This window comes from Streptomyces sp. NBC_01232 (assembly GCF_035989885.1).
Taxonomy (GTDB): Bacteria; Actinomycetota; Actinomycetes; order Streptomycetales; family Streptomycetaceae; genus Streptomyces.
The window spans coordinates 7,385,359-7,411,514 of record NZ_CP108518.1; the positions used below are offsets into that span (position 1 = coordinate 7,385,359).

Below are 26,156 nucleotides of genomic sequence, written 5' to 3' on the forward strand. Positions count from 1 at the left end.
TTGATGCGTCGTGTGCGCCGCCGTCAAGAAGGTGCCAAATCCCCTGCCCACAGGGGGATTTCCGCTGGCACGGGCAGTAGTTTCCTGCCTGTTGCGCCGCCGGGGACCTCGACCACTCACATGACGGCCGAGGGGGTCCATGCGAGACAGTCCCCGGCGGCGACACCTCTCACCCGCACCCGCCGCGTGCCGACCGGCCCGGCAGGGTGCCCGGCCGAACTCACCAGAAGGTCTCCTCCCCATGCCTCCCGCCGCCGCGCAGCACGTGCCCCCGGGTCTAGGGACCCCTCCGCGGACCCCGCTCGACCGGCCGTCCCGGAAACGCTCCGGCCAGGTGAACGTGCTGGAGCCCGAGCTCCTCGCCACCTCCGCCCGGGAGGCCGTCGCCAAGCTCCACCCGCGCGAACTGGTGAAGAAGCCGGTGCTGTTCGTCGTGGCCGTGGGCTCCGTCCTGACGACGCTCTCGGCGCTCATCCACCCGTCCGTCTTCACCTGGGTGATCAGCGTCTGGCTCTGGCTGACGGTTCTGTTCGCCAACCTCGCCGAGGCCGTCGCCGAGGGCCGTGGCCGAGCCCAGGCCGAGTCGCTGCGCAAGGCGCGTACCGACACCGTCGCTCTCCGGCTGAAGCGCTGGACGTACGGGACGAACCTGCGCCACGCCGAGACCGAGGTGGTGACTCCGGCCGAGCTCCAGCCCTTCGACTTCGTCCTGGTCGAAGCGGGGGAGCTGGTATCGGCCGACGGGGACGTGGTCGACGGCGCGGCGATGGTGGACGAATCGGCGGTGACCGGTGAATCAGCCCCCGTGCTCCGGGAGTCGGGCGGCGACAGGTCCGGTGTCACGGGCGGTACGACCGTGCTGTCGGACTCGATCGTCGTACGGGTCACCTCGCGTTCCGGGAACAGCTTCATCGACCGGATGATCGCGCTGGTCGAGGGTGCGTCCAGGCAGAAGACCCCGAACGAGATCGCGCTGAACATCCTGCTGGCCGCCCTGACCGTCATCTTCATCCTGATCGTGGTCAGCATCCAGCCGATGGCCGCGTACGCGGGCGCCGCCCAGTCCACGACCGTACTGGTCGCGCTCCTGGTGACCCTCATCCCCACCACGATCGGCGCCCTGCTCTCCGCGATCGGCATCGCCGGCATGGACCGCCTCGTGCAGCGCAACGTCATCGCGCTGAGCGGCCGCGCCGTCGAGGCCGCGGGTGACATCAACACCCTGCTCCTCGACAAGACCGGCACCATCACCCACGGCAACCGCGAGGCCGCCGCCTTCATCCCGCTCCCGGGCATCGACCACACTGAGCTCGCCGACGCCGCCCAGCTGTCCTCACTCGCCGACGAGACCCCCGAAGGCCGGTCCGTTGTGGCCCTGACCCAGCGGTACGGGCTCCAGCCGGCCGCCGCCGAGGACCTCAGCAACCCCCGCTTCACCGAGTTCAGCGCCCGCACCCGGATGAGCGGCGTCAACCTGAGCTGGGACAACGGCGCGGGATGCGCCATCCGCAAGGGCGCGGTGACGGAGGTCATGGACTGGGTGGCGATGCGCGGCGGGACCGTACAGGCGGAGGCCGCCGCATGGTCCGCCCAGGTCTCGCAATCCGGCGGGACCCCTCTGCTGGTGGCGGTCCACGACTGGGACGGGCCGAGGGTGCTGGGCATCATCCACCTCAAGGACGTGGTCAAGGAAGGCATTCGGGAGCGCTTCGCGGAGCTGCGGAGCATGGGGATCCGTACGGTCATGGTGACCGGCGACAACGAGCTGACGGCCCGCGCCATCGCCGCGGAGGCGGGGGTGGACGAGTACCTCGCCCAGGCGACGCCCGAGGACAAGCTCGCGCTGATCAAGCGGGAGCAGGCGGGCGGCAAGCTGGTTGCGATGACCGGTGACGGTACGAACGACGCCCCGGCGCTCGCGCAGGCGGACGTCGGCGTGGCGATGAACACGGGTACCTCGGCCGCCAAGGAGGCCGGGAACATGGTGGACCTGGACTCCAACCCGACCAAGCTCATCGAGATCGTCGAGATCGGCAAGCAGCTCCTCATCACCCGGGGTGCGCTCACCACCTTCTCCATCACGAACGACGTCGCGAAGTACTTCGCGATCATCCCGGCGATGTTCACCGCGGCCTACCCGGGACTCGAAGCACTCAACGTCATGGGCCTGAGCAGCCCCACCTCTGCGATCACCTCGGCGATCATCTTCAACGCGCTGATCATCGTGGCCCTCATCCCGCTCGCCCTGCGCGGTGTCCGCTACCGGCCTGCCTCCGCCCACGACCTGCTGCGCCGCAACCTCGGTGTCTACGGCCTCGGCGGCCTGATCCTGCCCTTCGTCGGGATCAAGCTCATCGACCTGGTGGTGTCCACCATTCCCGGCCTCGGCTGACCTCGGGAACACGGCGGCTACGCCACAGGTGGCCCTGTTCGCGTTAAGGACGCGTCAGGATTGCCTCAGCCGCAGGCATATGAGATCAATCTGCGTACGCTTGCTCCGCCGTCGGTGTCGATGGCTGATTCTTTGCCGTACGACAGGAGCTCCCCACGATGGCCACCCCGGCCCGCTCCTCGCGCCTGCGCGCGTGGATGCTGGAAGGCTTGACCGCCGAGAACAGTTCGCCCGCCGCCAAGGAGGCGGCGGCCCAGCCCCATGGCCGGCCCTGGTGGCGGGTCATGTGCCTGACGGGTCTGGACTACTTCTCCACCCTCGGCTACCAGCCCGGCATCGCGGCGCTGGCCGCCGGCCTGCTGTCGCCGCTCGCGACCATCGTGCTGGTCCTCCTCACTCTTTTCGGTGCCCTGCCCGTGTACCGGCGGGTGGCCGAGGAGAGTCCCCATGGCGAGGGTTCGATCGCCATGCTGGAGCGGCTGCTGACGTTCTGGAAGGGGAAGCTTTTCGTCCTGACCCTGCTGGGGTTCGCGGCGACCGACTTCCTGATCACCATCACCCTGTCGGCGGCGGACGCGACCGCCCACCTGGTGGAGAACCCGCACCTCACGAGCACTCTGCACGGTCATGAGGTGCTGATCACTCTGATCATGATCGCGCTCCTCGGTGCCGTGTTCCTCAAGGGGTTCAGCGAGGCCATCGGCGTCGCAGTCGTCTTGGTGGCCACGTACCTCAGCCTGAACGTCGTTGTGGTGGCGCGGGGCCTGTGGGAGGTGGCTGCCGAACCGCATGTCGTCACCGACTGGACCGAGGCACTGACCGCCGAGCACGGCAACCCGCTCATGATGGTCGCCATCGCCCTCATCGTGTTCCCGAAGCTCGCGCTCGGCCTGTCCGGCTTCGAGACCGGCGTGGCGGTCATGCCGCACGTCAAGGGCGACCCCGAGGACACCGAGGACAAGCCGGCGGGCCGGATCCGCGGTGCCAAGAAGCTGCTGACGACCGCGGCCATCATCATGAGCGTCTTCCTGATCACCAGCAGCTTCATCACGACGCTGTTGATCCCGCCAGCCCAATTCCAGCCAGGCGGTGAGGCCAACGGGCGAGCCCTGGCTTATCTGGCGCACGAGTACCTGGGATCGGCCTTCGGCACGGTCTACGACATCTCCACGATCCTGATCCTGTGGTTCGCCGGGTCGTCGGCGATGGCCGGTCTGCTGAACCTGATGCCGCGCTACCTGCCCCGGTACGGCATGGCGCCCCACTGGGCGCGAGCGCTGCGACCGATGGTCATCGTCTTCACCCTTGTCGCGTTCCTGGTGACCTGGATCTTCAACGCCGACGTGGACGCGCAGGGCGGCGCGTACGCCACCGGTGTCCTCGTCCTGATCACCTCGGCCGCGGTCGCCGTGACCATCGCCGCCCGCCGGGCGGGGGAGCGCGGCTGGACCATCGGCTTCGGCGTCATCTCGGCCGTCTTCATCTACACGACCGGCGTCAACATCGTCGAACGTCCCGACGGCGTGAAGATCGGTGCCTGCTTCATCGCCGGCATCATGGCGCTCTCCCTCCTCTCCCGTCTGGCCCGGGTCTTCGAGCTGCGCGTCACGCACATCGAGTTCGACGACATGGCCCAGCGGTTCATCCGCGACACCGCCAACCGCACGATCCGGTTCATCGCGAACGAGCCCGACAACCGGGACCTCGCCGAGTACCGGCAGAAGAAGGAACAGATCCGCACGGACAACGACATCCCCGCCGGGGACGACGTCGTGTTCGTCGAGGTCACCGTCCTGGACGCGTCCGAGTTCGAATCGGGCATGCGCGTACGCGGCGAAGTGCTGCACGACCGCTACCGCGTCCTGACCCTGGAGAGCTCCAGCATCCCCAACGCCCTGGCCGCCCTCCTGCTGCACGTCCGGGACGAGACCGGTCAGCGGCCGCACATCTACTTCGAGTGGACCGAGGGCAACCCGTTCGCCAACTTCTTCCGCTTCTTCCTCTTCGGCCAGGGCGAGGTCGCCCCCGTCACCCGCGAGGTCATCCGCGAGGCCGAACCGGACCGCGCCCGGCGCCCCCACGTCCACGCGGGCTGACATCAGCGCCAAGATGCCGACAGGAAACCCTCCGGATCCTCACCCCCACGCGGATCCGGAGGGATGCTCACTGTCGTGACCATCTCCTGGCGCCCCGATCGCGCCGTCCGCCGGACCGTACTCGTCCTCGGGGCGGCAGGTCTGACCGTGATCGCCACCGGCGCGATCCTCGATGCCATGTGGCTGCTCGGCATCGGGGTCTGGGCGATCATCGCAGCGATGGTGATCGAGCTCGTCTACCGGCCCTAGCCGCCGATGTCCCGGTGGCGGTAGCCCTCCGGCGTACGCGCCGTAGAAGGATCCGGGCCGTGTCCTCGTGGACCGCGGGAGGGCCGACGAGCTTCTCAGGGGTCATGTTGTCGACGTCAGCGGGGAACCAGACGTACCCGCCGTGCCGCCGCGGTGCCGGACGGCCAGATGGCATGGGTCGGTGACGTTCGGCAGGAACTGGTCCGCCGGCGGCCCAGACGGTTCGGCTGAGACCCGTCACGCCAGGAGGCGGCGGCATCGGTCGGCCGACTCCAGCATGTCCAGGCTGACCTGTTCAAGGAACGCGCCCACCTTGGCCAGCCGCTGCCCCACAGGGCTCTCGGGCCCGTACGCCTGCGCCGCGGCCGTCGAGGCCTGCGCTGCCTCGAGCGTCTGCCGCGAGCTGATCACGATCGAGTGGTACCAGGCGTCGTCGTCGACCACGTAGATGTCGCGACGCCGCTGCGGATCGCGCTCGCGCCGGACATACCCGTGCTCGACCAGGAAGTTCACGGCTACGGAGACGGAGGCCGGGCTGACCTTCAGTCTGCGGGTCAGCTCGGCTGCTGTGCGCCTGCCGTCCTCGGACAGCAACAGGTCGACGTGCACGCGCGCTGTCATCCTCGGCAGTCCCGACCTGACCGCCAGCTCGATGATCTCCTCTTCCATTGCGCCGCCCGGCGCTCCGGCCGCGCGCGGGGGTGCCGGTGTGCCGCGCTGCGCCCGCTGGACCGTCGCCAGCTGCGCCTGCTGGGGCCGGTAGCCGCCGGGACCGCCGTTGCGTGCGATCTCCCGGCTGATCGTCGAGGTCGGCCGGTCGAGCCGCCTGGCGATCTCGGCGTAGGAGAGCTTGCCGGTGAGTCCGGCCGCGATGCGCTGGCGTTCCTGCTGGGTCAACCGTCCTCCAGGCATGCCGCCAGTATTGCCTTCACCGCCACTCAATGCAACGCACCATTGCATTCGAGCGCAGCGTCATTGCATCAATTTGGCACTCTTCAGCTGCACTTATGCGTTCCAGTGGATTGCAGCAATCCTGAATGCAACGTAGCTTTCGAATTGTATCAAACACGCACTATCGCGAGGTGAGGAATGGTCATGGATGAATCGGTCCACACTGTTACGACGCTGCCGACGGAGCGTCAGTCCGGCTGTCCCTTCGACCCTCCGGCAGAGCTGATCGACGCCCGCCGGCACGGCCCCATCAGCCGCTACACCCACCCCGGCGGGAAACCCGGCTGGATGATCACCGGATACGACCTGGTCAGGTCGGTCCTGGCCGACCCGCGGTTCAGCTCGCGCAAGGACCTCCTGAACGTGGTCGACTTCGAGATCCCTCCGGCGCCGCCCGGCGAGTTCCTCCTCATGGACGACCCCCAGCACAGCCGCTACCGGAAGCCGCTGGTCGGCAAGTTCACCGCACGGCGGATGCGCCTGCTCACCGAGCGCATCGAGCAGATCACCACCGACTGCCTGGACGCCATGGAGAAGGCGGGGCCGTCGGCGGACCTGGTGACCGCGTTCGCCAAGCCCATCCCCACCATCATCATCTGTGAGCTGCTGGGGGTGCCGTACGAGGACCGGGCCTCCTTCCAGGAACAGATCGACAAGTTCATGAACGGGGAGACGGGCGACGAGGAGCTGATGGCGGCCTACACCGCGACCCAGACCTACCTCGCGGAACTGGTGGCTGCCAAGCGTGCGAACCCCACCGATGACGTGCTCAGCGAACTCACCGACAGCGACCTGACCGATGAGGAGCTGCAGGGGATCAGCCTGATCCTGCTGGCGGCCGGCTTCGACACCACCGCCAACATGCTGTCCCTCGGGACCTTCGCGCTGCTGCAGAACCCGGAGCAACTGGCAGCGCTGCGCGCCGATCCCGCGCTCATCGACCAGGCCGTCGAGGAGCTGCTGCGGTATCTGAGCGTCGCCAAGTCGTTCATGCGGACGGCGCTGGAGGACGTCGAGGTGGGCGGCCAGACCATCGAGGCCGGCACGACGGTCGTCCTGTCGTACAACACCGCCAACCGCGACCCCGAGCGGTACCCGGATCCCCACACGCTCGACCTCGGGAGGGACTCCGGCGGGCACCTGGCCTTCGGCCACGGCATCCACCTGTGCCTGGGCGCGCAGCTGGCCCGCATCGAGATGCGGGTCGCGTTCTCCGCGCTGCTGGGGCGTTTCCCCACGCTGCGCCTGGCCGTACCGGCCGAAGACGTCGCCCTGCGCCCGGAGACCGCGGACATCTACGGGGTGAAGAGCCTCCCGGTCACCTGGGAGGTGTGACCTCCGGCCGGTGACGGGTGAGCTCGCGTACGGCCGCCGCGGCCGAGCTGTGGTTGCCGGCCTGCGCGGATCGGGTCCGCGGCGCCGGCTGGACAGTGAGCAGGGCCCTGGCCGCGCTCGACCTGGCAGGGGCTCACGTGCGTGTCGGGAATCGCGACGGGTCCGAGGAGAGACACACCTCGCAGGACGCTCCGGGGGCGCTCACGTCATGCGTCCAGTCGGGCGCGAATGAGGGAGTCGAGCCGTTCCCATGCCGGGGACGAAGCGTTGACTCTGCTCTGGATGAGGGCGGGGATCTCGGAGCCCGTATCCAGCCCGGGCCGTTCGTCGGGCCCGTAGCGCTCCCGATTCGCCTCGGCGATCCCGCGGGCGAGGTCCTCGAGCCGCGGGTCGTCGGCGTCGAGGTCGTGTGCGTGGTCGTAGTCGAGGAAGAGCCACCGTAGAGTCGGGTCGGCCAAGATCTCGGCCTGCTCGTGAAACAGGGTGGTCGCACGGTCCGGGTGGGTGGCGAACACGAGGATCCACAAGTCGCGTTGCAGGTCCACCCATCGAGGCGTGAATCCCCATCGGGCCAGATCCTCCAGATGGGCGAAGACCTCGCCGGGCAGTGGCACCAGACGCCCGGCGGCGAGCCGGCGCAGGCGCCCTTGAGTGTCCTGCAGGCTGCGGATGCGGGCGTCGAGTTCGTCGTCGATCTCGCCCAGCGCCTGCCGGAATTCCTCCTCGCCCGCCGCTCTCAGATACCGGATACGAGCGAGGGGGACACCGGCTTCTGCCAGTGTCCGGACCTTGATCAGATCGACAGCGTCGTTCGCGCCGTACCGCCGGTAGCCGGACGCGTCGCGGTCGGGCTCGGGGAGCAACCCCTTGTCGTGGTAGACGCGGACGGTCTTGATCGACACTCCGATGTAGCCGGCCAGCTGTCCGATGGTGATCACCTCGTCATCGTCCCACTTGACCTTGCCCCAGGGGCAGGGTTGCAGCATGGCGTCATGGAGAACACGAACCCCGATCGGGAGACCCTTCGCGACCTGGCCGACGAGGGCAACGAGACCGCGCTGGACCGGCTGGCCGATCTCGAGGACGCGGCCGGCGACGTCGCGGAGCTGAGCGACCTGTTGGACGAGGGATCCCGGCACGCCGGAATGCTGCTCACGCGACGCGCGGCCGCGGCCGGTGACCTGCGCGAGCTGCAACGGATCTCGGACGCCGGATATGAAGAGGCCGGAACGGAGCTGGAGCGGCTGCTGCGGGCACCGGGCGGTCGTCAGGACTGACGATCCGCCCGGCTGCCGCACCTGCCGCCATCCTGTATCTCACCGTGCCTGTATCTCACCGTGACGATATGGAGAATCCCAAGCGGCGGCGAACGCGCCTTCGTGTGGCCTTAGGCGCCGATGTCCCGGCGCCGGTGGTCCTCCAGGGCTTCCCGCCGGACGAGGAGCCGGGCCGTGTCCTCGTGGACGGCTACGACGGCGGGGCGGCCGACCAGGTTGTATCCGGAGGCCATGGACAGCTGGTAGGCACCGGCCACCGGTACGGCGAGCAGATCGCCGGGGTGGATGTCGCCCGGCAGCTGGACGTCGGAGGCGAGGATGTCGCCCGCCTCGCAGTGCCGCCCGACGACGGTGGCCGTACGGGGCCCGGCCGCCGAGTGGCGGCCGACGAGCCGGGGTGCGTACCGCACCCCGTACAGGGCGGGGCGCGGGTTGTCGATCATGCCGCCGTCGACGGCGACGAACACGTTCTCGCCGGTGTGCTTGACGGTGAGCACCCGGTAGAGGGCGACTCCGGCGGGGCCCACGACGGCCCGTCCGGGTTCGACGGCGAGCCGGGGCACGGGCAGTCCGGCGGCGGCGCAGCCGTCGACGAGTTCGGTACGCATCCGCCGGGCGAGCGCGGTGAGGTCGAGGGCGGGTACGCCCGGCTGGTAGGCGATGCCGTGGCCGCCGCCCATGTCCAGCTCGGGCAGGACCAGGCCGTGGGTGTCACGGATGCGGGCCATGAGCCCGATCATGCGGCGCAGGGCGACCAGGTAGGGCTTCACCTCGGATATCTGGCATCCGATGTGGCAGTGCAAGCCGGTCAGTTCGAGCCGGGGCTGGCCCAGGATCCGGGTGACGGCGTGCTGTGCGCCGCCGTCGGTGAGGGAGAGCCCGAACTTCTGGTCCTCCCTTCCGGTTCGGATCTTGTCGTGGCCGCCGGCCGAGACGCCCGGGACCACCCGCACCATCACCTTCTGGCGGCCGCCTGGGCCGACGGCGGCGGCGATCCTGGCGATCTTGGACGGGCTGTCGATGACGATCCGTCCGACACCGAGGCGCAGGGCGGCCTCCAGGTCGTGCGGGGACTTGGCGTTTCCGTGCAGCACGATGCGCTCGGGCGGGAATCCGGTGGTGACGGCGAGTTCCAGCTCCCCGGCCGAGCATACGTCCAGGCCCAGCCCCTCCTCCTGGACCCATCGGACCATGGCGCGGGAGAGGAACGCCTTGGCGGCGTACAGCACGTCCGCGTCGGGGAAGGCGTCGCGATACGTCCGGCAGCGCCCGCGGACCTCGCCCTCGTCCAGTACGTAGACGGGGGTGGCGAAGCGCTCGGCGATCTGGGTGAGGGAGACTCCGCCGACGGCCAGGTCGCCGTGGGGGAGCGGCCTCGTGGACGCGGGCCATACGGACAGCTCACCGGCAGCGGCGGGCTCTCAGGGAGAACGGCGATGGTCATGTTCCGCTCCCCTTCAGGCCGTGCGGGCCGTGGTCTCGGATACCCATGTGAGCGGTGCTCCGGTGGGTCCGGCATCCGCCGTGGGGACCGGGGGCGCGGTGAGGGCCGGGTCGACGGTCAGCAGGGACGCGCCGAGCGGCCGGGCCATCGCACGGAGTGCGGCCTCGGAGAGCCGGATCCAGGGCTGGGCCGTACCGAGCGTGGCGGCCAGCCGTTCCGGGCTGGTGAAACCGACGGCGGTACGGGTTCCCATCGGGGTGCGGAACAGCCGCACGACGACGTGCGCTTCTCCCGGCCGGGCGGGCACGTACACAGGCCCGGCCGGGCCCTGTTCCTCGGGCTCGGAGTCGGATTCGTCGTACAGGAACAAGCACATGGGGCCCTCCTCGGGGAACCACGAGTGACAGGTCACGCCCCGGCGCGGGGAGGCGGTCCGGGACGTGCAACCGAAGCTATCCCCGCCCCAGCGCCCCGGCGGCCACCCCGTAACGGGACCCATACGGCCACCGACCCACTCCATACGCATCACTGACGGCAGGACCTGGAGTCCATCAGGAGTGCGTCAGGGTTGTGGACCTCTCCGCCAGAAGTCCGTAAAGGACATGGCTCCGCCGTGCCTCGTGGCGTTTCCATCGGGACCGGTGACCGGACGGCGAGGAGAGAGAACAGGTCGTGCGAAGAGTCGTGGTCGGCGTGACCGGCACCCTGGGGAGTCTGGCAGCCCTGCACAGGGCAGCCGCAGAGGCCCGCGCACGGGATGCGGAGCTGCGAGTCGTCCTGGCGTGGCAATCGCCGGGCGGTGAACTCGGCAGCCGGAACGGCCTCAGCCCCTCCGCCCTGGCGGAATGCCGTACGGCTGCCGTCGAAAGACTTCGCGAGGTGCTCGACACGGCGTTCCGTGCGGTGAAGCCCGGAGTCGCCCTCGCGGGCCTCACCGTACGGGGCAAGCCCGGCGCCGTCCTGGTGGACACCGCCCGTGGCGTGGAGGACCTCTTGGTCGTAGGCACCGGCTCACGTACTCCGTTGCGCCGCCTCCCGCACCCGCCCTCGCCTGCGCTCTGCGCTCCGCAGGAGCAAGAGCGGCGGCGTTGCCTTCGCGCCATTCGTTTGAGCGGCAGCGGCTGGAAGCCGGTCGCGAAGTACCCGGAGGACGGAAGCCGTTGGGGGATGGGTGGACCGGATCGAGGCCGGCGATCCACTCCACCAAGCGGTGTCGGCCCGCGCATGGCGGCCGCCGTGGTGAGGTATAGGCCGAGCGTCCTCGATCGTCCGTTTCATTCGGCGATCTCTGTCCGTTCCCACCACTCGTAGACCGCCAGTCGTCCCTCCGGGCTGTCCTGGTGCCGCGACGTGTTCTTGAAATGCTCGTACCCGCCGCGGTGTGGAATCTTCAGGTCTTGTCCGGGGTCGGAGATCGGAACGATCCGCTCGGGCAGATCGTCCGGGCCGCCCTCAAGCACTGCCTTGGTCGCCATGCTTCCAGTCTTCCCAACCGCGGGCCCGCTCGCATCACGAGGTCGGCACTGGCGTGCCTCAGCACCACCGGCAGCGCCCCGCTCCGACGCGGTGACGGGGCAGGGTCGGTTTGTGGACACGGAGTACGCAATGTGGAGGGGGGCCGACCGAACGGCAGGGGGTGGGCAGGGTCAAACGCCCCGGCGCCGAGCATCGGTCTGGGACCTGGTCCTCACCTGGGAGCGGAGGGATCGGGCCGTGTCCAGGTCGAAGGGCTCGGTGCTGGGGGTGAGTATCGCTGCGGCGGCTGCGGCCACCCCCGACGCGGCGGCGCTGACGGGATCCTCTCCGGCGGCCAGCTGTGTGATGAGGGCGGCGACCATGCTGTCTCCCGCCCCGGCGTCGCTCAGGGGCTCGCCGGGCAGCGGCGGCGCGTAGAGCTCGGTGTGGCCGTGGCCGGTCGAGCACAGTGCGCCCAGCTCTCCGAGGGTGGTGACGGCGATCTCGGCGGCCCCTGTGGTGAGTAGGTGCTCGTTGAGAGCCCGGGCGTCGTCGAAGCCACGGACCGGCCGGCCGGTCAGGCTCTCGGCCTCTGTGCGGTTGCACCTGAGCAGGAACACGCCCTCCGCGAGTGCTCCGCGAAGCGCCGGACCGGAGGTGTCCAGGACCAGTCGGGATCCGGCTTCCCTGACGCGGCGGGCGGCGACCGCGTAGAAGTCGTCGGGCAAGCCGCCGGGCAGGCTGCCGCTGGCCACGACGTACGGGCAGTTGCCGACGGCCTGCACCAGCGCATCCAGGGATCGCCGCCCCTCGTGGTCGTGCAGGTGCGGGCCGGGCGGCACGATGTGGTAGCCGCGGCTCGATTCGGCCTCGAACAGCACGAGTGCTTCGCGGGTGCCGTCGTCGATGTCGATGGCGACGTGGTCGACGCCCTCTTCGTCCAGCAGTCGGTTCAGGCGCAGGCCGACCTCGCCTCCGGCGGTGTGGACGGCGGTGGCTCGTCCTCCGAGCCGCACGACATGACGGGCGACGTTGATCCCTCCGCCCCCGGCGGCCACCGACCTGACCCGGGCACGGTTCTTGCCGATGACCTCCAGGTGCCCGACCTCCCAGCAGAGATCGACCGCAGGATTCATCGTCAAGGTGAGGATGGACGGCTTGGCCGCCCTCTCCGATCCCCCTGCGCCGTCGGTACTCCTGGCTGTGGTGGGCTCCGGCGTCGCGGCCGTCCTCATCGCGGTACCCAGGTGGTCGCGCTGACCCCTTCCCGGCGCACCGTCCGCCGGGCACGGCCCCGCTCACTGCAGACTGAGGGAATCGGGGCCTGTTCCCACGCGCTGCGGTCGACCCCGGCCGCTGCCAGGAACAGTTTTGGCTCCTGACCACGGTGCCGACCGTTGGACGCGAGGGGCCTGGCAACGCCCGCTGTCCTCTCGCACAGGTTCACGGAGGCCGCATCCCGCCCCGTGCCGTACCTGCTTGCGCCTCGGGAACGGTGACCGTGAGTGCACCGTCGGCCGGGGCCGTACCGGCGTCCTCGCTCTCCTGCTACCCGCATCGGCCGGAGCGGCGTGTGCCGAGCCCGTGGTGCGCCGAAGAACTGGTGCGTGCGGCCGAAGAAGGCGTCCGGCTCCACCGGGCCACCGGTCCGGCGCCGCGCGGGAAGCGTCATCGCACTCACCTCCGTGGACAACGACACGTCCGACCCGACTTCCATACTGAAACAGCCTGACGTCACCTGCATGCCGGACCACGGCTGGGGCTGTTCCTCGGCATCTGGATCCACAGGAGCATCGGGTAGGCGGTGACAGCTGCGGCACCCCTGGCAAGAACGTGGGGCCTTGGCCATCTCGTCGTCCAGCTCGGACGGGGACAGCGTTGCATCGGCCTTCTTGGAACGCTTTTGCACTGGGGAACGAACGGTCGAGGCTGTAAGCAGGCCGACGCCCGTTGCGGAGGAACGTGGGCTCCGCACTTTGCGGACAGGCCGAGCACCGAGCCGGTCGCTGACTGCCGCAGAGGTACGTCCATGCCTTCAGAGGTCGAGCGGAACATCGCGTGCCGTGGGGCCAGATGGGTGTACGGGCGGAGGGGAGGAGCGTGATTCTCCCGGCTCGCCTCTGGGCGAGGAACTACTGTCGCGATAAGCCCTCGGTGGTCAGGCGTGCTCGTCCGATGGCTGTTGGTCAGGCTGGGCCGACCAGCTTGCCGGCTCGTCGTCGCCTGAGTCCTCGTCGCGCTCCGCGTCTGCGGCTGTCGCGTGGATCTTGCCCGACGCGTGGTGGACCGGCGCGTATACAGCGTAGAGCTGCAGGGGCTCGTCACCGATGTTGGTGACGTTGTGCCAAGTGCCGGCGGGTACGAAGATTGCCCAACCATCCTCGACCTCCTGGTCGAAGTCGAGTCGATCCTTCGCGCGGCCCATCTGGACGCGGCCCCGGCCTGCGTCGAGTCGTAGGAATTGGTCGGTCTCCGGGTGTGCTTCCAAGCCGATGTCCTCACCCACCGGAATCGACATGAGGGTCAACTGAAGATACTTCCCGGACCAGGCGACGGCGCGATAGTCCGTGTTTTCAAGCGTCGCCTTCTCAAGGTCGAAGCTTTGAGGTTCCGGCCCGATGTCCTTGATGGTCATCTTCTCTCCCGGTCAACGAAGGCGGTACGCGGTCGCGGTCTGGCCAGCGCACGTCGGCATTCTCAGAGCCCTGGGCGTTTCTGGCCACAAGTGCGCGAGCTGCTACCGCACGAGCAACCGGTTGTGACCAGTTGCCGCATTCCGCCGTGCGTGCAGTCGATGACGGTCTTGCCGGCCATGCGCCGACGCGGCACCTCCATGATCGAGTGCTTGTCCGCGCACTCGAGTACAATCCGCGACTCCTGAGCCTGCGTCGTTGCGCGACAACGCACCCCCGGCACAGCCTGCTGGACATCGATTATCGGCTCCTGGCGCTACTGCGGAACAGGACTCCTACCCGCCAGGATGACACTTTGCGTGATGTTTCGCGCCATGGGTGTCACCTGGCGTGGTGGGCGAGTGACACCGGGACGCGGGTGGCCGGGTCGGCGTGCGAGCCGTGCGCGCACCACCCACGATGGGCGACGCACCCATCCACTACCGCCCGTCAGGAGCACCCATGCTGGAGCGCACGCTGCGCAAGGACCGCACCGAGGTCACCTTCATCCTTCCCGCCGACAACCCGTCGGGGCCGGTCAGCGTGGTGGGCGACTTCAACGGCTGGCAGCCCGGCGTGCACACGCTCAAGGCCCGCAAGGACGGCAAGCGCGCCGTCACGGTCGAGCGGCCCAGCGAGGGCACCCATTCCTTCCGGTACCTGGCCGCCGGGGACTACTGGTTCAACGACGAGAGCGCCCGGGACCAGGACGGCCCCAACAGCCGCCTCCACACCTGAGCCAGCTTCCGCCGCGACCGGCCCCGGCCGTCGGCCACACCAGCAAATTCAAGGGTGGAGGGCTGGAGATCTGCGATGTCTTGGACCCTGACGGTCAGCTGATCTGCGTCAACAGGGCCACCTCCGGTACCGCCCCCTCAACCACCTCTTCGCCCAAGGCGTGGTCGCAGTGGAGACCTTGCTGAGCGATTCGGAGGTACGGGCCAAGCTCCTCCAGCAGGTGGCTGCCCACATCCCAGACCACCGTCTCATCCAAGACTTCGGCACGCTCCGCGTGGTCTTCGGCATCCTGCTGAAGGACGGCGAGGGCATTGCCGTCGACTCGCTCTTCGCCTTCGCTCAAGTCTCGCTGCTGCAATCGTGACCACCAGGGGCCAGCTGACGCCGGCGAAGTGAGAGCTGACGCTCGGCAGGGGGCCGGCTTCGCACTGTGGGCTGCCCGTGCCGTTTGTGGTCACGCGGTGCCCGCCGGTCAGACGTGGCGGTCGCATCACTTCCTGACGTCACGTCGTTGAGCAGCCGGAATTCGTGGTCCATGGCCGCCCGGCACCGCACCTGATTGCCTTGTGGGAGGTTCTCGAGTCCGTACGGTGCGCAGGAGCACCTCCGCCTTGCGATGTCCGGGACCGGACCCGCCGTGTACGCGAGGTGAGGTTCGATTCCGGCCGATTGGCGGATGTTGTCGGACCGTGAGCCCGCATGCATGGCTAGGGTGAATTCCCTCAACTAGCTTCTTGGAGACGGAACATGCGCATATCAGCTCTGTCTGTCACCGCTGCGGCAATGGCCGCGACGATAGCGGGAGGAGCAGTCCCGGCCGCTGCTGACACGTTGGTCAGTAAGGTCAACCTGGAGGCCGGCGCCGGCCTCCACCGCAATTCCGCGACTGTGACCTATGAGCGCGTCGACGGCGCGGTGAACTCGGTCAAGATCATCTCGCTGCAGGCCTTCTCCGGCGAGCCCGACTGCGTCTGGGTGGAGTGGAACGACCCGAAGGACGTGGGGGACGGCTGGACCGCCCTCAATTCAGAGCCTCCATGTCACGGCGGCAGCCTCGGGGAGACGATCAACCAGATCATCGAGGCGCCCAAGGGATATCAGCTCAAGATCCGCCTGGTTGCCTACCACGACGGAGGGATCGAAGTGATCCACAAGGACATCGCAAAGCTCTAACGACGTGGTGCGCGGCTGAGGTCGGGGCGTGTTGGCCTGGCGGGCTGGCTGGCGGGTGATCACCGCTCTGCGGTGCGGTCGGAGACGAGTCCGGCGATCGCAAGATGGGTCTGGTCGTAGTATGCGCGGCGTCCGATGAACCGCTGGAGGGGCCGCCACTGCTTGTGTTCGGCGTTGGCGTGCTCGACGCAGATCCGCTCCGAGGACTGCCGCTTGCGTGCCTCCTCCCACGCCTTGACGTCCTCGGCGGGGGCGTCCTTCCCGGGCTTCTTCGGCGGTGCCTGGACCTGGTCGGGAAACCGTTTGGCCAGGCCCCGGTATTCGGCGTCGGCCTTGGCCTTGGCCTTGACCTTGGGATATTGCTTGAACAGGTTGCTGATCCCCTCGGTGTTCACCGCCGTCTGATCGTGCATACGGCCCGGCCGGATCGCGCCCGTTCACAGGGTGCGGCCCTTCTCGTCAGTGATGACGGTGGCCTTCTTCGTGTTCTGCCGCATCTTTCCGGAGACGAAGACCCGCCATCCGGGCAGACCTGCCTTCGGGTGTCGTACGCGCACCTCGGTGCCGTCGAGCCGCATCTCAACGCCCTTCGCGTCGGCGTAGGCGAAGACGTCGGCCAGCGTGTGCAGGCGCAGTCCGGCCTCGCCGTGGACCGCGAAGCCGCGGCGGGCGAGCAGGGGACGGATCTCGTGGACGCCCCGGGTGATGGTGGAGCGGTCGACGCCGTAGAAGACGGCCAGAGCTGCATGCGGGAGTTGGAACCGCAGGACCACCAGGGTCGCGATCACCCGATCGGTGAAGACCAGTTGATGGCCAGGCCGCCGCCCTCAGCCCGCAGACGCTCACGACCTCGGCGTTCACGCAGCCGAGAGTCCTCCCGTGCCATCCACGGGTCGGCCAACTCGACGATGAGGGCGCCAAGTCGACGCCGAGAGATGCCAGTACAGATACGATGCGAGAGAGCCGTACGGGCCAGGTATTGCGTCACAACAACACCAACCCGTACGGCTCTCTTCACGTCACGGCCCGGCCGTCCCCGCTCTCGCACACCACGCCGTAAGGACCGTACCGACGAGCGGGACGTATACGGGGCAGACGATCGATGCGGCCCACGCCTTCTTGGTCATTCAGGCATGAGGGCGTCGGTGGCGAGCACGGCTTCCTGGAGGAGGTCGAGGGCCTGGGCCTGCTCCCCGCCGCTGACAGCGATGTCGACCACGTACTGGCCGTAGCGGATTTGGCCGAACCAGCGTTCGCACCCGCCCACCGAGTCGCTGTAGACGAGGCAGGTGTACGACTGGTCGTCCGCCTTCCGGCTGCCGGCCAGCTCGACCGGCGGAAAGGACCAGGGCTTGTCCTGCGCCGGAGACCGGCGGACAGCGAACCAGGCCCAGTTCGGGGAGTCGAACCGCTTGACGCTCTGCGAGAAGCCGTGGCGCAGGATGTTCTTGCCGTGGAGCTCGAAGCCCCGGTACTTCTGTGCGTCTTCGTCGAGCCCCGGCTCGGAGAAGTACAGGTCTTCGCGGGTGGGGGTGCTCTCCCAGGGCCCCTGCCCTGGCGGGGACTGCGGCAGGAGCTGCGTGAGCGGGGGCTCCCCTCGCCACTGCCCAGCCAGCGGGACATTCCACAGCGGGACGGCAGCCAGTACCAGCCCGGCCGTGCCCGCGGTCAGGACCCGTCCGAGCCGTGTCGCGGGTATCCAACGTCTAGTCACGGAGCGGAGGACGCGCGAAAGGTGCACTCAGTTGCACTCCCGACTGCACCCACGACCGCTTTCGCGCACCAACCCGTAACCGGACCGTGCGGAGACACGGGGGACCTTCGGGCCGGTGCCCGGGTCACTCACACGCCGTGCGTATTGCCCGTGACGGTGTCGGTCGGCAAGGCGCACTCAGGCCATCCACACCGCATGGTCAGCCGTTCTTGAGCATCTCGCGCATCTGGGTGATCTCGGCGGTCTGGGAGGTGATGATGTCGTCGGCAAGGGTCTTGGCGGGGCCGTAGAGACCTTGCCGCTGCTCTGTTTCCGCCATGTCGATCGCGCCTTCGTGGTGCTCGATCATATGGATCAGGAACATGGTGTCGAAGGCGTTGCCCCGCGCGCTCCCGATGCGGTTGAGGTCCTCGTCATCCATCATGCCGGGCAGGGTGGAGTCGTCATCGCCGTGTCCCATGCCATCCATGCCGTCCATGCCGGAGGGCACCCTCTCGCCCCATGCCCTCAGCCAGCCGGCCATGGCGTCGATTTCCGGCTGCTGCGCCTTCTTGATCCTCTCGGCGAGGGCCTTGACCGCATCGGAGGCGCCGTGGGACTGGGCCATGTTGGACATGACGATGGCCTGGCGGTGGTGGGGGATCATCCCTTGGGCGAAGGCGACATCCGCCTTGTTGTGCTGTTCGGCCTCGGTCGGAGCCGGGGCGGTTCTGGAAGTACCGGCAGCGGTGCCGGCAGTGTTCGTACTGTCGTCGGTGCCGCAGGCCGTGAGGACCAGGCCGATGGCGGCCGCGGTGGCTGCCAGGGCGGCACGACGCGGTACGGATCGGTTCGTGTTCATTTCGCTGACTCCAGTGATCGAGTGCGGAGGGAACGGGCACTGCGCGGACGCGGAGGCGTGCCGCAGGAGGAGTCCCTATATCCGCAGGAGCTGGAGTTCGGCGAGCGAGGGTGGCGCCCGTCTTCCGGCGGCTTCGCAGGCCGCTGAGAGCAGGTTCGGCACGGGGGCAACGGCATCGGCGTCGGCGTGCTCCGTGCCGGTGATGGGTACGTTGTCCGGTGCGGTGATGTCGGGGGCACTGGGCAGGGACCCGGAGGCGCACATCGTGTCCGCGTGGCTGGTGTGGCGGCCCGTGTCGTGGTCGTCGTGGGGGCATAGGTGGTGCGGACCGGCATCTGTCGTCGCCACGTGGTGGGACGTGTGCTCGACGGTGACCGGCGACGGCAGAGCGGCCGCAGGGCCCAGGGCGTGCATACCGAGCAGCCCGACGGTGAGGGCCAGGACGAGCATCATGGTGAGCCGCATCAGCACCCGTGGTGCCGTGCGGGGCTCGCGGCCGGTCATATCTCCCAGCGTAGGGCGCGCCCGCGAAGGGCGCCCCGGGACAGCCCCTAGCCCCGCTCGCCGCCTCCGCCCGCCGGATCCGTTCGCTGAGGGCGGGGCAGGTGGAGGCGCTTGAGCGCGAGGGCGTTGACCGCGACGATGATGCTGGACCCGGACATGGACAGGGCGGCGATCTCGGGGCGGAGGATCAGGCCCGTAGCGGGTTCGAAGACCCCGGCGGCGATGGGCAGGGCGATGGCGTTGTAGCCGATGGCCCAGCCGAGGTTCTGGCGCATCTTGCGCAGGGTGCCCCGGCCGATACGCAGGGCGGTGGGGACGTCCAGGGGGTCGGAGCGCATCAGAACGAGGTCGGCGGTCTCGATGGCCACGTCGGTGCCGGCGCCGATCGCGATGCCCAGGTCGGCCTGGGCGAGGGCGGGCGCGTCGTTGACACCGTCACCGACCATGGCGACCGTGCGGCCGCCCTGCTGAAGTTCGCCGATCTTGGCGGCCTTGTCGCCGGGGAGGACGTCGGCGATGACGGTGGTGATGCCCAGGCGCTGCGCGATCCGTTCGGCGGTCGCCCGGTTGTCGCCCGTGAGCATGACGACCTCGACGCCGAGGCTGTGGAGGTCGGCCACCGCTGCCGGGGAAGTCTCCCGCAGGGCGTCGGCGATCCCGATGAGGGCCGCCGCCCGGCCGTCGACAGCGGCGATGACGACGGTGCGGCCGGTGGCGACCAGTTCCTCGCGCCGGCCGCTCAGGGGCCCGAGGTCGACGCCTTCACGTTCGATCAGGCGGCGGTTTCCGACCGCGACCCGGTGGCCGTCGACCACGGCCGTCGCGCCGTGGCCCGGTACGTTCTCGAACCGGTGGGCCCTCGCGGCGGCGACGCCGCGCGTGGCGGCGTACCGTACGACCGCAGCGGCCAGCGGATGCTCCGATTCCTGCTCGACGGCCGCGACCAGCCGCAGCACCTCGTCCTCGTCGCCGCCGCGGACGCTGATCACGTCGGTGACTTCGGGTTCGCCTTTGGTGAGGGTGCCGGTCTTGTCCATGACCACGGTGCGGATGCCTGCAGATGCCTCCAGGGCCATGGCGTTCTTGAACAGCACGCCCCGCTGGGCGCCCAGCCCGGTCCCGACCATGATCGCGGTGGGGGTGGCCAGGCCCAGTGCGTCCGGGCAGGTGATGACGACCACGGTGATGGCGAAGAGCATGGCCTCGCCGAAGGGCCGGTCGGTGGCGAGCAGCCATACGGCCAGGGTGAGCGCGCCGCCGACGAGGGCGACGAGCACGAGCCAGAAGGCGGCCCGGTCGGCGAGCCGCTGACCGGGGGCCTTGGAGTTCTGGGCCTCTTGGACGAGCTTGACGATCTGGGCCAGCGCCGTGTCCGCACCGACCTTGGTCGCCCGCACCCGCAGTGTGCCGTTGGCGTTGAGGGTGGCGCCGACAACCGGGGAGCCGGGGCCCTTGTGTACGGGCATGCTCTCCCCGGTCACGGTCGACTCGTCGACCTCGCTCTCACCCTCCTCCACGATCCCGTCCGCGGCGACTTTCGTCCCGGGGCGTACGAGCAGCAGATCCCCGACGACCACCTCGGCGGTGGCGACCTCCACGGGCCCGCCGTCCCGCAGAACCACGGCCTTCGACGGGGCGAGGTCCAGGAGAGTGCGAATGGCGTTGTTGGCACCGCCGCGGGCACGCATCTCGAACCAGTGGCCCAGCAGGACGAAGGAGGCCAGCACGGTGGCTGCCTCGTAGAAGACGTCCCCGCCCCCGGTGAGGGTGACGATCAGCGAGTACAGCCAGCCGGCACCGACGGCGACCGCCACGAGCACCATCATGTCCAATGTCCGGGCACGCAGGGCCCGTACTGCGCCGACGAAGAAGATCGAGCAGGAGTAGAAGATCACCGGCAGGCTCAGCAACAGCGCCCACACGTCCTGGCGCAGGCCGAACGGAACGGGTGCGTGCCAGCCGAAGACCTCCTCGCCGATCGGCGACCAGACAACGATCGGGACGGAGAACGCCACCGCGACCAGGAAGCGGTGGCGCATGTCGGCGACCATCGCCGCCATAGACATCTCGCCGTGGCCGTCGTGCTCCTTCGCCTCGTCGGGCGAGCGCGCGCCTGCTGTAGTCACGGGCGTCGTCTGCGGGCGCTGCGGCGCAGCCGTGAAGCCGGGCGGGTCCGGTTCCTGCATCGGATCGCAGATGTGGGAGGGCACCGACTGGCCTGCGCAGTGGTAGCCGCATTCGGTCACCCATGCGCGCAGCTCGGCGAGCGAGGTCCGCCGAGGGTCGAACACGACCGTGGCCGACTGCGCCACCGGGTTGACCTCGACGTCGAGCACGCCGGGCCGACGGCCCAGTACGGCCGCGACGGTGCTCTGCTGGCTCGCGCGCACCATGCCCCGCACATCCAGCACCGCCGTGCTGCGCTCCTTGCCCGTAGTGCGGTGGTCTGCGGGGTGCGCCATGCTCTCGTTCGCCTCCCGGATGGGTTCAGCTCCGCCTGTACAGAAGCCTGCGCTCCTGGTGAGGGCGCCGCAACGGCTGCTGCCGCGCCAGGAGCCGGTGGCGCTGCCGTGGCCTGCTCTGCACCAGCAGCGGGGAGACGCTGGTCCTGCTCCTGACCGGGCGGCGTGTTGTCATTCGGGTGGGCGGGGTCCTGGGCGCACACTTCTCGCATGCCCGAGGACGAGGCGCTGACCATCCCTCCCGAACCGCTGTTGCAAGTGATCGCCAACCTCGCGCGGTTCCATCGAGAACACGAGCAGTTCTACTCGCAGGCTCCGTTGCGGCAGGCGGACGAGCTTCAGTCGAGGTCCCGGGCACTGAAGTCGCTGGCAGGCCGGTGGAGCGTGACCGACGTCGGTGAGTCGGCAGGGAATCCGTTCGCCGGTGCGGAGGATCTGAACGCCCCCGGGCTCGTCGCGGAGTCGGGGATCCTCTTCATGGAAGGGGAGGACGAGCCCGTCGAGCTCCAGCGGCTGAAGCGGGATGTCAGGGAGCTTGCGGAGGACAGCGACCAGACCGGAATCTGGCTCGCGCACGCCATGGAGCAGTCGTGGGAGGCCGTCGGCCTGCTGGCAGCCTATCCGGCGCTTGCCGATCTGCTCGGGGAGCGCCATCGCATCATCGCCAACGACTGGCAGTCGGCGGGGTTGCTGGCGCTGGTGGCCAGGCTGCTGCGCCGCTCCCTTGACCTGTTGGACCGGGTCACGTTCTCTCCTGCGGCGCTGCGGTCCGACCTCCGGTCCGAGCGGAACGCCCCCGCCTACCTCTACTCGGCGTCCGAGCTGCTCGACCGAGCGGCGGACCTCCTCGCGGAATCGGCAACACTCGTGCGCGACAACGAGCGGCGCTGGCGCGTGTTCGGCACCCGGATTCACCGGCTGCGGTCCGGCTGAGGCGGGTTCCTCATGGGGATGCCGCCGAGAGGGAAGCCAGGGACGATCGCGGTGTGCTTGCGTACCTGCCGCGTCGGATCGGTTGTAGATCCGTTCACCGCGCTGCCCGCGGATGGCCGGATGATGTGCCCGCTGGTACGCGACCAACCATCCGGTTGGCGACCACCGGAGGGAGGCGCGTGGCCGACCCGTTGCGTGGGCTCGCGGAGTACGACCCAGCGCGACCTCCGCTTCCGTGTCCATGGGGCGGGCACGGATGTCACCTCCGGTGCGCCGACCGCGGACCGCGCGAGGCCGGGGGCCATGGCGAAACATCGGCCTCGCGCGGCTTCCGGATGGTTGTCAGGCCAGGGTGAGGAAGAGCTTTTCCAGTTCTTCCTCGGTCATGGGCGCCTGGCTCTCATCGGCGTTGTTCATGCACTGGCGCATGCCGCTGGCGACGATTTTGAATCCGGCGCGGTCGAGTGCCTTGGAGACGGCGGCGAGCTGGGTGACGACGTCCTTGCAGTCCCGCCCGGCTTCGATCATGGCGATGACACCGGCGAGCTGCCCCTGGGCGCGGCGCAGTCGGTTGAGGACTGAGCTGACCGCGTCGTCGTCGACCTTCACCGGGTACCTCCTGATGGTGTGCTGTCCGTGTCCATGGTACCCCAGGGGGTATTTACCTCCGCGGTCGGTGATCGAGGAGGGCTGCCAGTGTGGCATCGATGTCGCCATGCCGCGGACGGTTGTGGGGGAGTCTGGCAAGGACGGCAGCCATGCCGCAGCTGTTGGTGAGCGCGGAGAAGGCCAGTCCGCCGGCGACGGCGGCGGAGACGAGCTGGAAGGCGGGGTGGAGCAGGCCGAGCCCGAGCCCCGCGAGGACGAGAGCGCCGGCGGTCAGGCGGACCTGGCGTTCCATGCCCCACGTAGTGCGCGAGCCTTGCTCGGGGCGGTGGAGGTCATGGCCCGCGGCGGCCCAGGCGCCGGTGCCCCCGGCGAGGGTGGCGGTGTCGATGCCGTGCTCGGCGAGCGTCTTGCATGCGCTGTCGGAGCGGGCTCCGGAGGCGCAGACCACCAGGATGTCGCCGCGGTCGGCGGCGTGGTGGATGGCGGGGAGGACACGTGAGATCTGATCGAGGGGGATGTTCAGGGCACCGGGCAGGTGACCTGTGGCGTATTCGCCGGGTGTGCGGACGTCGAGGACGGTGAGCTCGTGCAGGCGGGTGAGGGCCTGGTCGGAGCTGAGGGCGTGGGGGGTGCTCATGGCGGACTGTCTCTCCTGCTGGATGTTGGCGGTGGTAAGGGTGCGGATACCGGGCGCCTGTGGGGGTGGCGGTGTGGGCGGACCCGCCGTCAGCGGATCGCGTCGGTGAGCATGAAGGCCGCGACGGACAGCAGCACGACAGCGAAGATGCGTTGAAGGGCTGGGCCCTTGATCGCGGCGGACAGGTGCTTTCCGTCCCAGGCGGCGAGGATCGCCGCCCCGGTGAAGGGCGCGACGACTGCCCAGTCCAGAGGACTGGCCCCGCCGGTACGGACGGTGAGTGCGGCGAGCGAGTTGACGGTGATGACGAGCAGGCTCGTCCCGATGGCCGCCCGCATCCTCAGACCCAGCACTCCGACCAGGGCGGGGACGGCGAGGAATCCGCCGCCGACGCCCAGGAATCCGGTGACCGCACCCAGGCTCGCGCCGGCTCCGGCGGCCCGGGCCGGGCGGACCGGGCGGACCTCGTCCTCGGGTACGGGGGACGTGAGCATGCGCAGGGCCGCGAGACCCGCGACGGCTGCGAACGCGGCCGTGAGCAGCTGTCCGGGCAGTCGTGCGGCGAGGGCGGCTGCCGCCATGGCGGGAGGGATGCCGGCGGCCGCGAAGAGGGCGCCGGTTCTCCAGCGGACGTTGCCGGAGGTGGCGTGGGTGTAGAGGGCGGTGGCGGACGTGGCGGTGACGATGATCAGCGACGCGGTGGTGGCGGCTGCAGGGGTGAAGCCGAGCAGGTAGATCAGTGCGGGGACCGCGAGTACGCTGCCGCCGCCCCCCAGGGCGCCGAGTGCCAGGCCGACGACGGCTCCTGCGACCAGGGCGAGGACGAGCGTGCTCACGCTATCGAGCCGCTGCTTCCGCGGCCGTCGACGACCGGGAGCCCCGCCGCGGCCCAGGCGTTCATGCCGCCCTTGACGTCGACGGCCTCGGCTCCGCGTTCGGTCAGGATTCTCGCGGCTCGCTGGGACCGGTGCCCGGAGCGGCAGATCACCACCAGCGGCCGTCCCTGGGCAGCCGGAGGCAGGCCGGCGCCGGCCTGCAGGGCGGAGAGCGGGGCGTGCACGGCGCCGGGTGCGTGCCCGGCTGTCCATTCCGCCCGCTCGCGCACGTCGAGCAGGACGGCACCCTCGTCTCGGGCGCGCTGATGGGCATCGGCTGGAGTCACGCGGGCGGGGCCGCGGCGGAGGGAGAACATCATCGGGTCCTTCTCTTGTGGGGAACGGGGAGGGCGAGCCGTCAACTGTCGGAACGGGGCCCGGTGACCATCGGTAGGCCCGCGCTTCGGGCGCCGTCGAAGGAATCGTCGACGGCCACGACGTCGCGTCCGGCGGCGTCGAGCAGGGAGGCGGCGATCCCCGCGCGCATTCCGCCCGCGCAGTGAACCCACACCACTCCGGCCGGCAAATCGTGCTGGCGTCGGTGGAGCTGGTGGATCGGGATGTGCACCGAGTCCTTGATCCAGCCGTCCGCGCGTTCGGAGTCCCGCCGTACGTCCAGCACGATCCGGTGCTCGTAGGGGTCCAGGGCGGCGAGGTCGGCGAACGTGGCCCGCGGGAAGCTCCGCAGTTCTTCGTTCGCGGAGATCCACTCGGCAGGCTCTCCGGTGGCGGCTGCGGCCGGGCGGTCGATCCCGACCCGGGCCAGTTCCCGCTGCGCCTGCGCCAGCTGCTCGGGGGATTCCGCGAGGAGCGTGACGGGCTTGCCCCAGGGGATCAACCACGCGAGGTAGGTCGCGATCTTCCCGTCGGCCTCGAAGTTGAACGATCCGGCTACGTGTCCCCGGGCGAAGGCGATGCGGTTGCGCAGGTCGACCACCCACTCCCCGGCGGCCAGGCGGGCGGCGATGTCGGCGGCGTCCGCCACGGGAGGTGCGGTGAGGTCGACCGGAGCCGGACCTGCGGCGTTGGCCGGGCCCATGTGGGCGTAGTAGGCGGGCACGTCGTCGAGCCCGGCCAGGAGGGCGGCGACGAAGGCGTCGACGTCCTGGACCAGGGCGTCGTTGCCCGCCTTCTCCTTGCCGATGGTGGTGGCGTCCCCGTCGGCCTGGGCGGAGGAGCAGAAGCTGCCGAACCCGTGGGTGGGCAGGACCTCGGTCTCGTCCGGAAGCTCGGCGGCCAGCCGGTGCGCGGAGGCGTGCTGGGCGCGGGCCAGCTCCTCGGTCAGTCGCGGCTCCACCAGGTCGGGCCGTCCGACCGTCCCGATCAGCAGGGAACCTCCGGTGAACACGGCGACGGCCGCACCCCGCTCCTCCAGGACGTAGGAGGTGTGGTGCGGGGTGTGGCCGGGGGTGGCCAGGGCCCGCAGCGAGATGCCGTCGTCCACGGCGAAGGTGTCGCCGTCATGGACGGGGGTGCGGTCGAAGGACACCCGGGCCGCGGCGGGCACCAGGTAGGCCGCGCCGGTGAGGCGGGCCAGGTCCAGGCCGCCGGAGACGTAGTCGTTGTGGACGTGCGTCTCCACGACGTGGGAGATCCGCACCCCGCGCCGTGCCGCTGCGGCGAGTACCTGGTCGACGTCGCGCGGCGGATCCACCGCCACGGCCGTGTGGGCACCGCCCGCCAGGTAGCTGCGGTTGCCGAGCCCTTCCAGTTCAAGGGTGTCGATGAAGAACACGCTGTCGCTCCTTCTCGTGAGAATTACCCCCGGGGGTATATCTCGAGCGTAGCACTAGTACCCC

At 69.5% G+C, this 26,156-nt stretch carries 26 protein-coding genes and 1 pseudogene; 10 read left to right on the forward strand and 17 right to left on the reverse strand.

The genetic code is table 11. The features are described from left to right. The first annotated feature begins 241 nt into the window (after nt 1-241). The 3 genes from kdpB to OG444_RS34015 all read left to right on the forward strand — a co-directional run bounded on the left by kdpB (nt 242) and on the right by OG444_RS34015 (nt 4,737). The gene (kdpB, locus tag OG444_RS34005; protein WP_327265721.1) at nt 242-2,392 is read left to right on the forward strand and encodes a potassium-transporting ATPase subunit KdpB; all 2,151 of its coding nucleotides are present in this window, start codon (nt 242-244) and stop codon (nt 2,390-2,392) included. 158 nt (nt 2,393-2,550) lie between these two features. Further along, on the forward strand, nt 2,551-4,488 hold the full coding sequence (locus OG444_RS34010; RefSeq protein ID WP_327265722.1) for an APC family permease: 1,938 nt from the start codon (nt 2,551-2,553) through the stop codon (nt 4,486-4,488). Between the two features lie 63 nt (nt 4,489-4,551). After that, nucleotides 4,552-4,737, forward strand: coding sequence for a hypothetical protein (locus tag OG444_RS34015; protein WP_327265723.1), 186 nt, complete (start codon nt 4,552-4,554; stop codon nt 4,735-4,737). A gap of 237 nt (nt 4,738-4,974) precedes the next feature. Here OG444_RS34015 and OG444_RS40830 read toward each other — a convergent pair whose 3' ends face one another. Continuing rightward, nucleotides 4,975-5,649 carry a helix-turn-helix domain-containing protein gene (locus OG444_RS40830; protein WP_442810690.1) on the reverse strand — a complete coding sequence of 225 codons (675 nt, stop codon included), beginning with the start codon at nt 5,647-5,649 and terminating at the stop codon, nt 4,975-4,977. A 183-nt stretch (nt 5,650-5,832) separates the two neighbouring features. On the opposite strand from OG444_RS40830, the gene OG444_RS34030 reads away from it, so the two are divergent. Continuing rightward, nucleotides 5,833-7,023, forward strand: coding sequence for a cytochrome P450 (locus tag OG444_RS34030; RefSeq protein WP_327265724.1), 1,191 nt, complete (start codon nt 5,833-5,835; stop codon nt 7,021-7,023). A 206-nt stretch (nt 7,024-7,229) separates the two neighbouring features. Here OG444_RS34030 and OG444_RS34035 read toward each other — a convergent pair whose 3' ends face one another. Further along, on the reverse strand, nt 7,230-8,009 hold the full coding sequence (locus OG444_RS34035) for a MerR family transcriptional regulator (protein WP_327265725.1): 780 nt from the start codon (nt 8,007-8,009) through the stop codon (nt 7,230-7,232). A gap of 6 nt (nt 8,010-8,015) precedes the next feature. Here OG444_RS34035 and OG444_RS34040 point away from each other — a divergent pair, with 6 nt between their 5' ends. Next, nucleotides 8,016-8,300, forward strand: coding sequence for a hypothetical protein (locus tag OG444_RS34040; protein WP_327265726.1), 285 nt, complete (start codon nt 8,016-8,018; stop codon nt 8,298-8,300). A 110-nt stretch (nt 8,301-8,410) separates the two neighbouring features. On the opposite strand, the gene lysA is transcribed toward OG444_RS34040, so the two are convergent. Both lysA and OG444_RS34050 read right to left on the reverse strand, forming a co-directional pair. Then, a complete protein-coding gene (gene lysA, locus OG444_RS34045) occupies nt 8,411-9,700 on the reverse strand; it encodes a diaminopimelate decarboxylase (RefSeq protein ID WP_327267014.1) in 1,290 nt (429 codons plus the stop codon). Nucleotides 9,701-9,757: 57 nt separating this feature from the next. After that, the gene (locus tag OG444_RS34050; RefSeq protein ID WP_327265727.1) at nt 9,758-10,120 is read right to left on the reverse strand and encodes an SAV_915 family protein; all 363 of its coding nucleotides are present in this window, start codon (nt 10,118-10,120) and stop codon (nt 9,758-9,760) included. Nucleotides 10,121-10,428: 308 nt separating this feature from the next. On the opposite strand from OG444_RS34050, the gene OG444_RS34055 reads away from it, so the two are divergent. Beyond that, nucleotides 10,429-11,055 (forward strand): universal stress protein, encoded by a 627-nt coding sequence (locus OG444_RS34055; protein ID WP_327267015.1) that lies wholly within the window; start codon nt 10,429-10,431, stop codon nt 11,053-11,055. Here OG444_RS34055 and OG444_RS34060 read toward each other — a convergent pair. The 3 genes from OG444_RS34060 to OG444_RS34070 all read right to left on the reverse strand — a co-directional run bounded on the left by OG444_RS34060 (nt 11,019) and on the right by OG444_RS34070 (nt 13,834). Continuing rightward, a complete protein-coding gene (locus tag OG444_RS34060; RefSeq protein ID WP_189970041.1) occupies nt 11,019-11,219 on the reverse strand; it encodes a DUF5988 family protein in 201 nt (66 codons plus the stop codon). The two genes, OG444_RS34055 and OG444_RS34060, sit on opposite strands and share 37 nt — an antisense overlap. 171 nt (nt 11,220-11,390) lie before the next feature. After that, nucleotides 11,391-12,341 carry a 1-phosphofructokinase family hexose kinase gene (locus tag OG444_RS34065; RefSeq protein ID WP_327265728.1) on the reverse strand — a complete coding sequence of 317 codons (951 nt, stop codon included), beginning with the start codon at nt 12,339-12,341 and terminating at the stop codon, nt 11,391-11,393. Nucleotides 12,342-13,357: 1,016 nt separating this feature from the next. Next, entirely contained in the window at nt 13,358-13,834 is a 477-nt protein-coding gene (locus OG444_RS34070) for a cupin domain-containing protein (protein WP_033223128.1), read from the reverse strand. Between the two features lie 499 nt (nt 13,835-14,333). Here OG444_RS34070 and OG444_RS34075 point away from each other — a divergent pair, with 499 nt between their 5' ends. The 3 genes from OG444_RS34075 (at nt 14,334) to OG444_RS34085 (ending at nt 15,782) form a co-directional block, all read left to right on the forward strand. Further along, on the forward strand, nt 14,334-14,609 hold the full coding sequence (locus OG444_RS34075; protein ID WP_327265729.1) for an isoamylase early set domain-containing protein: 276 nt from the start codon (nt 14,334-14,336) through the stop codon (nt 14,607-14,609). 103 nt (nt 14,610-14,712) lie between these two features. Beyond that, nucleotides 14,713-14,973, forward strand: a complete 261-nt coding sequence (locus OG444_RS34080; RefSeq protein WP_327267016.1) for a DUF6119 family protein — start codon at nt 14,713-14,715, stop codon at nt 14,971-14,973. A gap of 383 nt (nt 14,974-15,356) precedes the next feature. Then, nucleotides 15,357-15,782 (forward strand): hypothetical protein, encoded by a 426-nt coding sequence (locus OG444_RS34085; protein ID WP_327265730.1) that lies wholly within the window; start codon nt 15,357-15,359, stop codon nt 15,780-15,782. 59 nt (nt 15,783-15,841) lie between these two features. On the opposite strand, the pseudogene OG444_RS34090 reads toward OG444_RS34085, so the two are convergent. The 5 genes and pseudogenes from OG444_RS34090 to OG444_RS34110 form a co-directional block, all read right to left on the reverse strand. Continuing rightward, nucleotides 15,842-16,770: pseudogene (locus OG444_RS34090) on the reverse strand (transposase family protein). 135 nt (nt 16,771-16,905) lie between these two features. Further along, nucleotides 16,906-17,496: a hypothetical protein gene (locus tag OG444_RS34095; RefSeq protein WP_327265731.1), complete on the reverse strand. Its 591-nt coding sequence runs from the start codon at nt 17,494-17,496 to the stop codon at nt 16,906-16,908. Between the two features lie 199 nt (nt 17,497-17,695). Continuing rightward, nucleotides 17,696-18,337, reverse strand: a complete 642-nt coding sequence (locus OG444_RS34100; RefSeq protein ID WP_327265732.1) for a DUF305 domain-containing protein — start codon at nt 18,335-18,337, stop codon at nt 17,696-17,698. A gap of 75 nt (nt 18,338-18,412) precedes the next feature. Beyond that, nucleotides 18,413-18,841, reverse strand: a complete 429-nt coding sequence (locus OG444_RS34105; protein ID WP_327265733.1) for a DUF6153 family protein — start codon at nt 18,839-18,841, stop codon at nt 18,413-18,415. A gap of 47 nt (nt 18,842-18,888) precedes the next feature. After that, nucleotides 18,889-21,303 (reverse strand): heavy metal translocating P-type ATPase, encoded by a 2,415-nt coding sequence (locus tag OG444_RS34110; RefSeq protein ID WP_327265734.1) that lies wholly within the window; start codon nt 21,301-21,303, stop codon nt 18,889-18,891. Nucleotides 21,304-21,513: 210 nt separating this feature from the next. On the opposite strand from OG444_RS34110, the gene OG444_RS34115 reads away from it, so the two are divergent. After that, nucleotides 21,514-22,236 carry a hypothetical protein gene (locus OG444_RS34115; protein WP_327265735.1) on the forward strand — a complete coding sequence of 241 codons (723 nt, stop codon included), beginning with the start codon at nt 21,514-21,516 and terminating at the stop codon, nt 22,234-22,236. 342 nt (nt 22,237-22,578) lie between these two features. Here OG444_RS34115 and OG444_RS34120 read toward each other — a convergent pair whose 3' ends face one another. The 5 genes from OG444_RS34120 to OG444_RS34140 all read right to left on the reverse strand — a co-directional run bounded on the left by OG444_RS34120 (nt 22,579) and on the right by OG444_RS34140 (nt 26,092). After that, on the reverse strand, nt 22,579-22,845 hold the full coding sequence (locus tag OG444_RS34120) for a metal-sensitive transcriptional regulator (protein WP_033223135.1): 267 nt from the start codon (nt 22,843-22,845) through the stop codon (nt 22,579-22,581). Nucleotides 22,846-22,897: 52 nt separating this feature from the next. Then, nucleotides 22,898-23,482 carry a rhodanese-like domain-containing protein gene (locus OG444_RS34125; RefSeq protein ID WP_327265736.1) on the reverse strand — a complete coding sequence of 195 codons (585 nt, stop codon included), beginning with the start codon at nt 23,480-23,482 and terminating at the stop codon, nt 22,898-22,900. A gap of 89 nt (nt 23,483-23,571) precedes the next feature. Then, nucleotides 23,572-24,318 carry a sulfite exporter TauE/SafE family protein gene (locus OG444_RS34130; protein ID WP_327265737.1) on the reverse strand — a complete coding sequence of 249 codons (747 nt, stop codon included), beginning with the start codon at nt 24,316-24,318 and terminating at the stop codon, nt 23,572-23,574. Then, entirely contained in the window at nt 24,315-24,674 is a 360-nt protein-coding gene (locus OG444_RS34135; protein WP_327267017.1) for a rhodanese-like domain-containing protein, read from the reverse strand. The genes OG444_RS34130 and OG444_RS34135 overlap by 4 nt, the downstream gene beginning before the upstream one ends. Before the next feature lie 41 nt (nt 24,675-24,715). Next, nucleotides 24,716-26,092, reverse strand: a complete 1,377-nt coding sequence (locus tag OG444_RS34140) for an MBL fold metallo-hydrolase (protein ID WP_327265738.1) — start codon at nt 26,090-26,092, stop codon at nt 24,716-24,718. Nucleotides 26,093-26,156 lie beyond the last annotated feature (64 nt).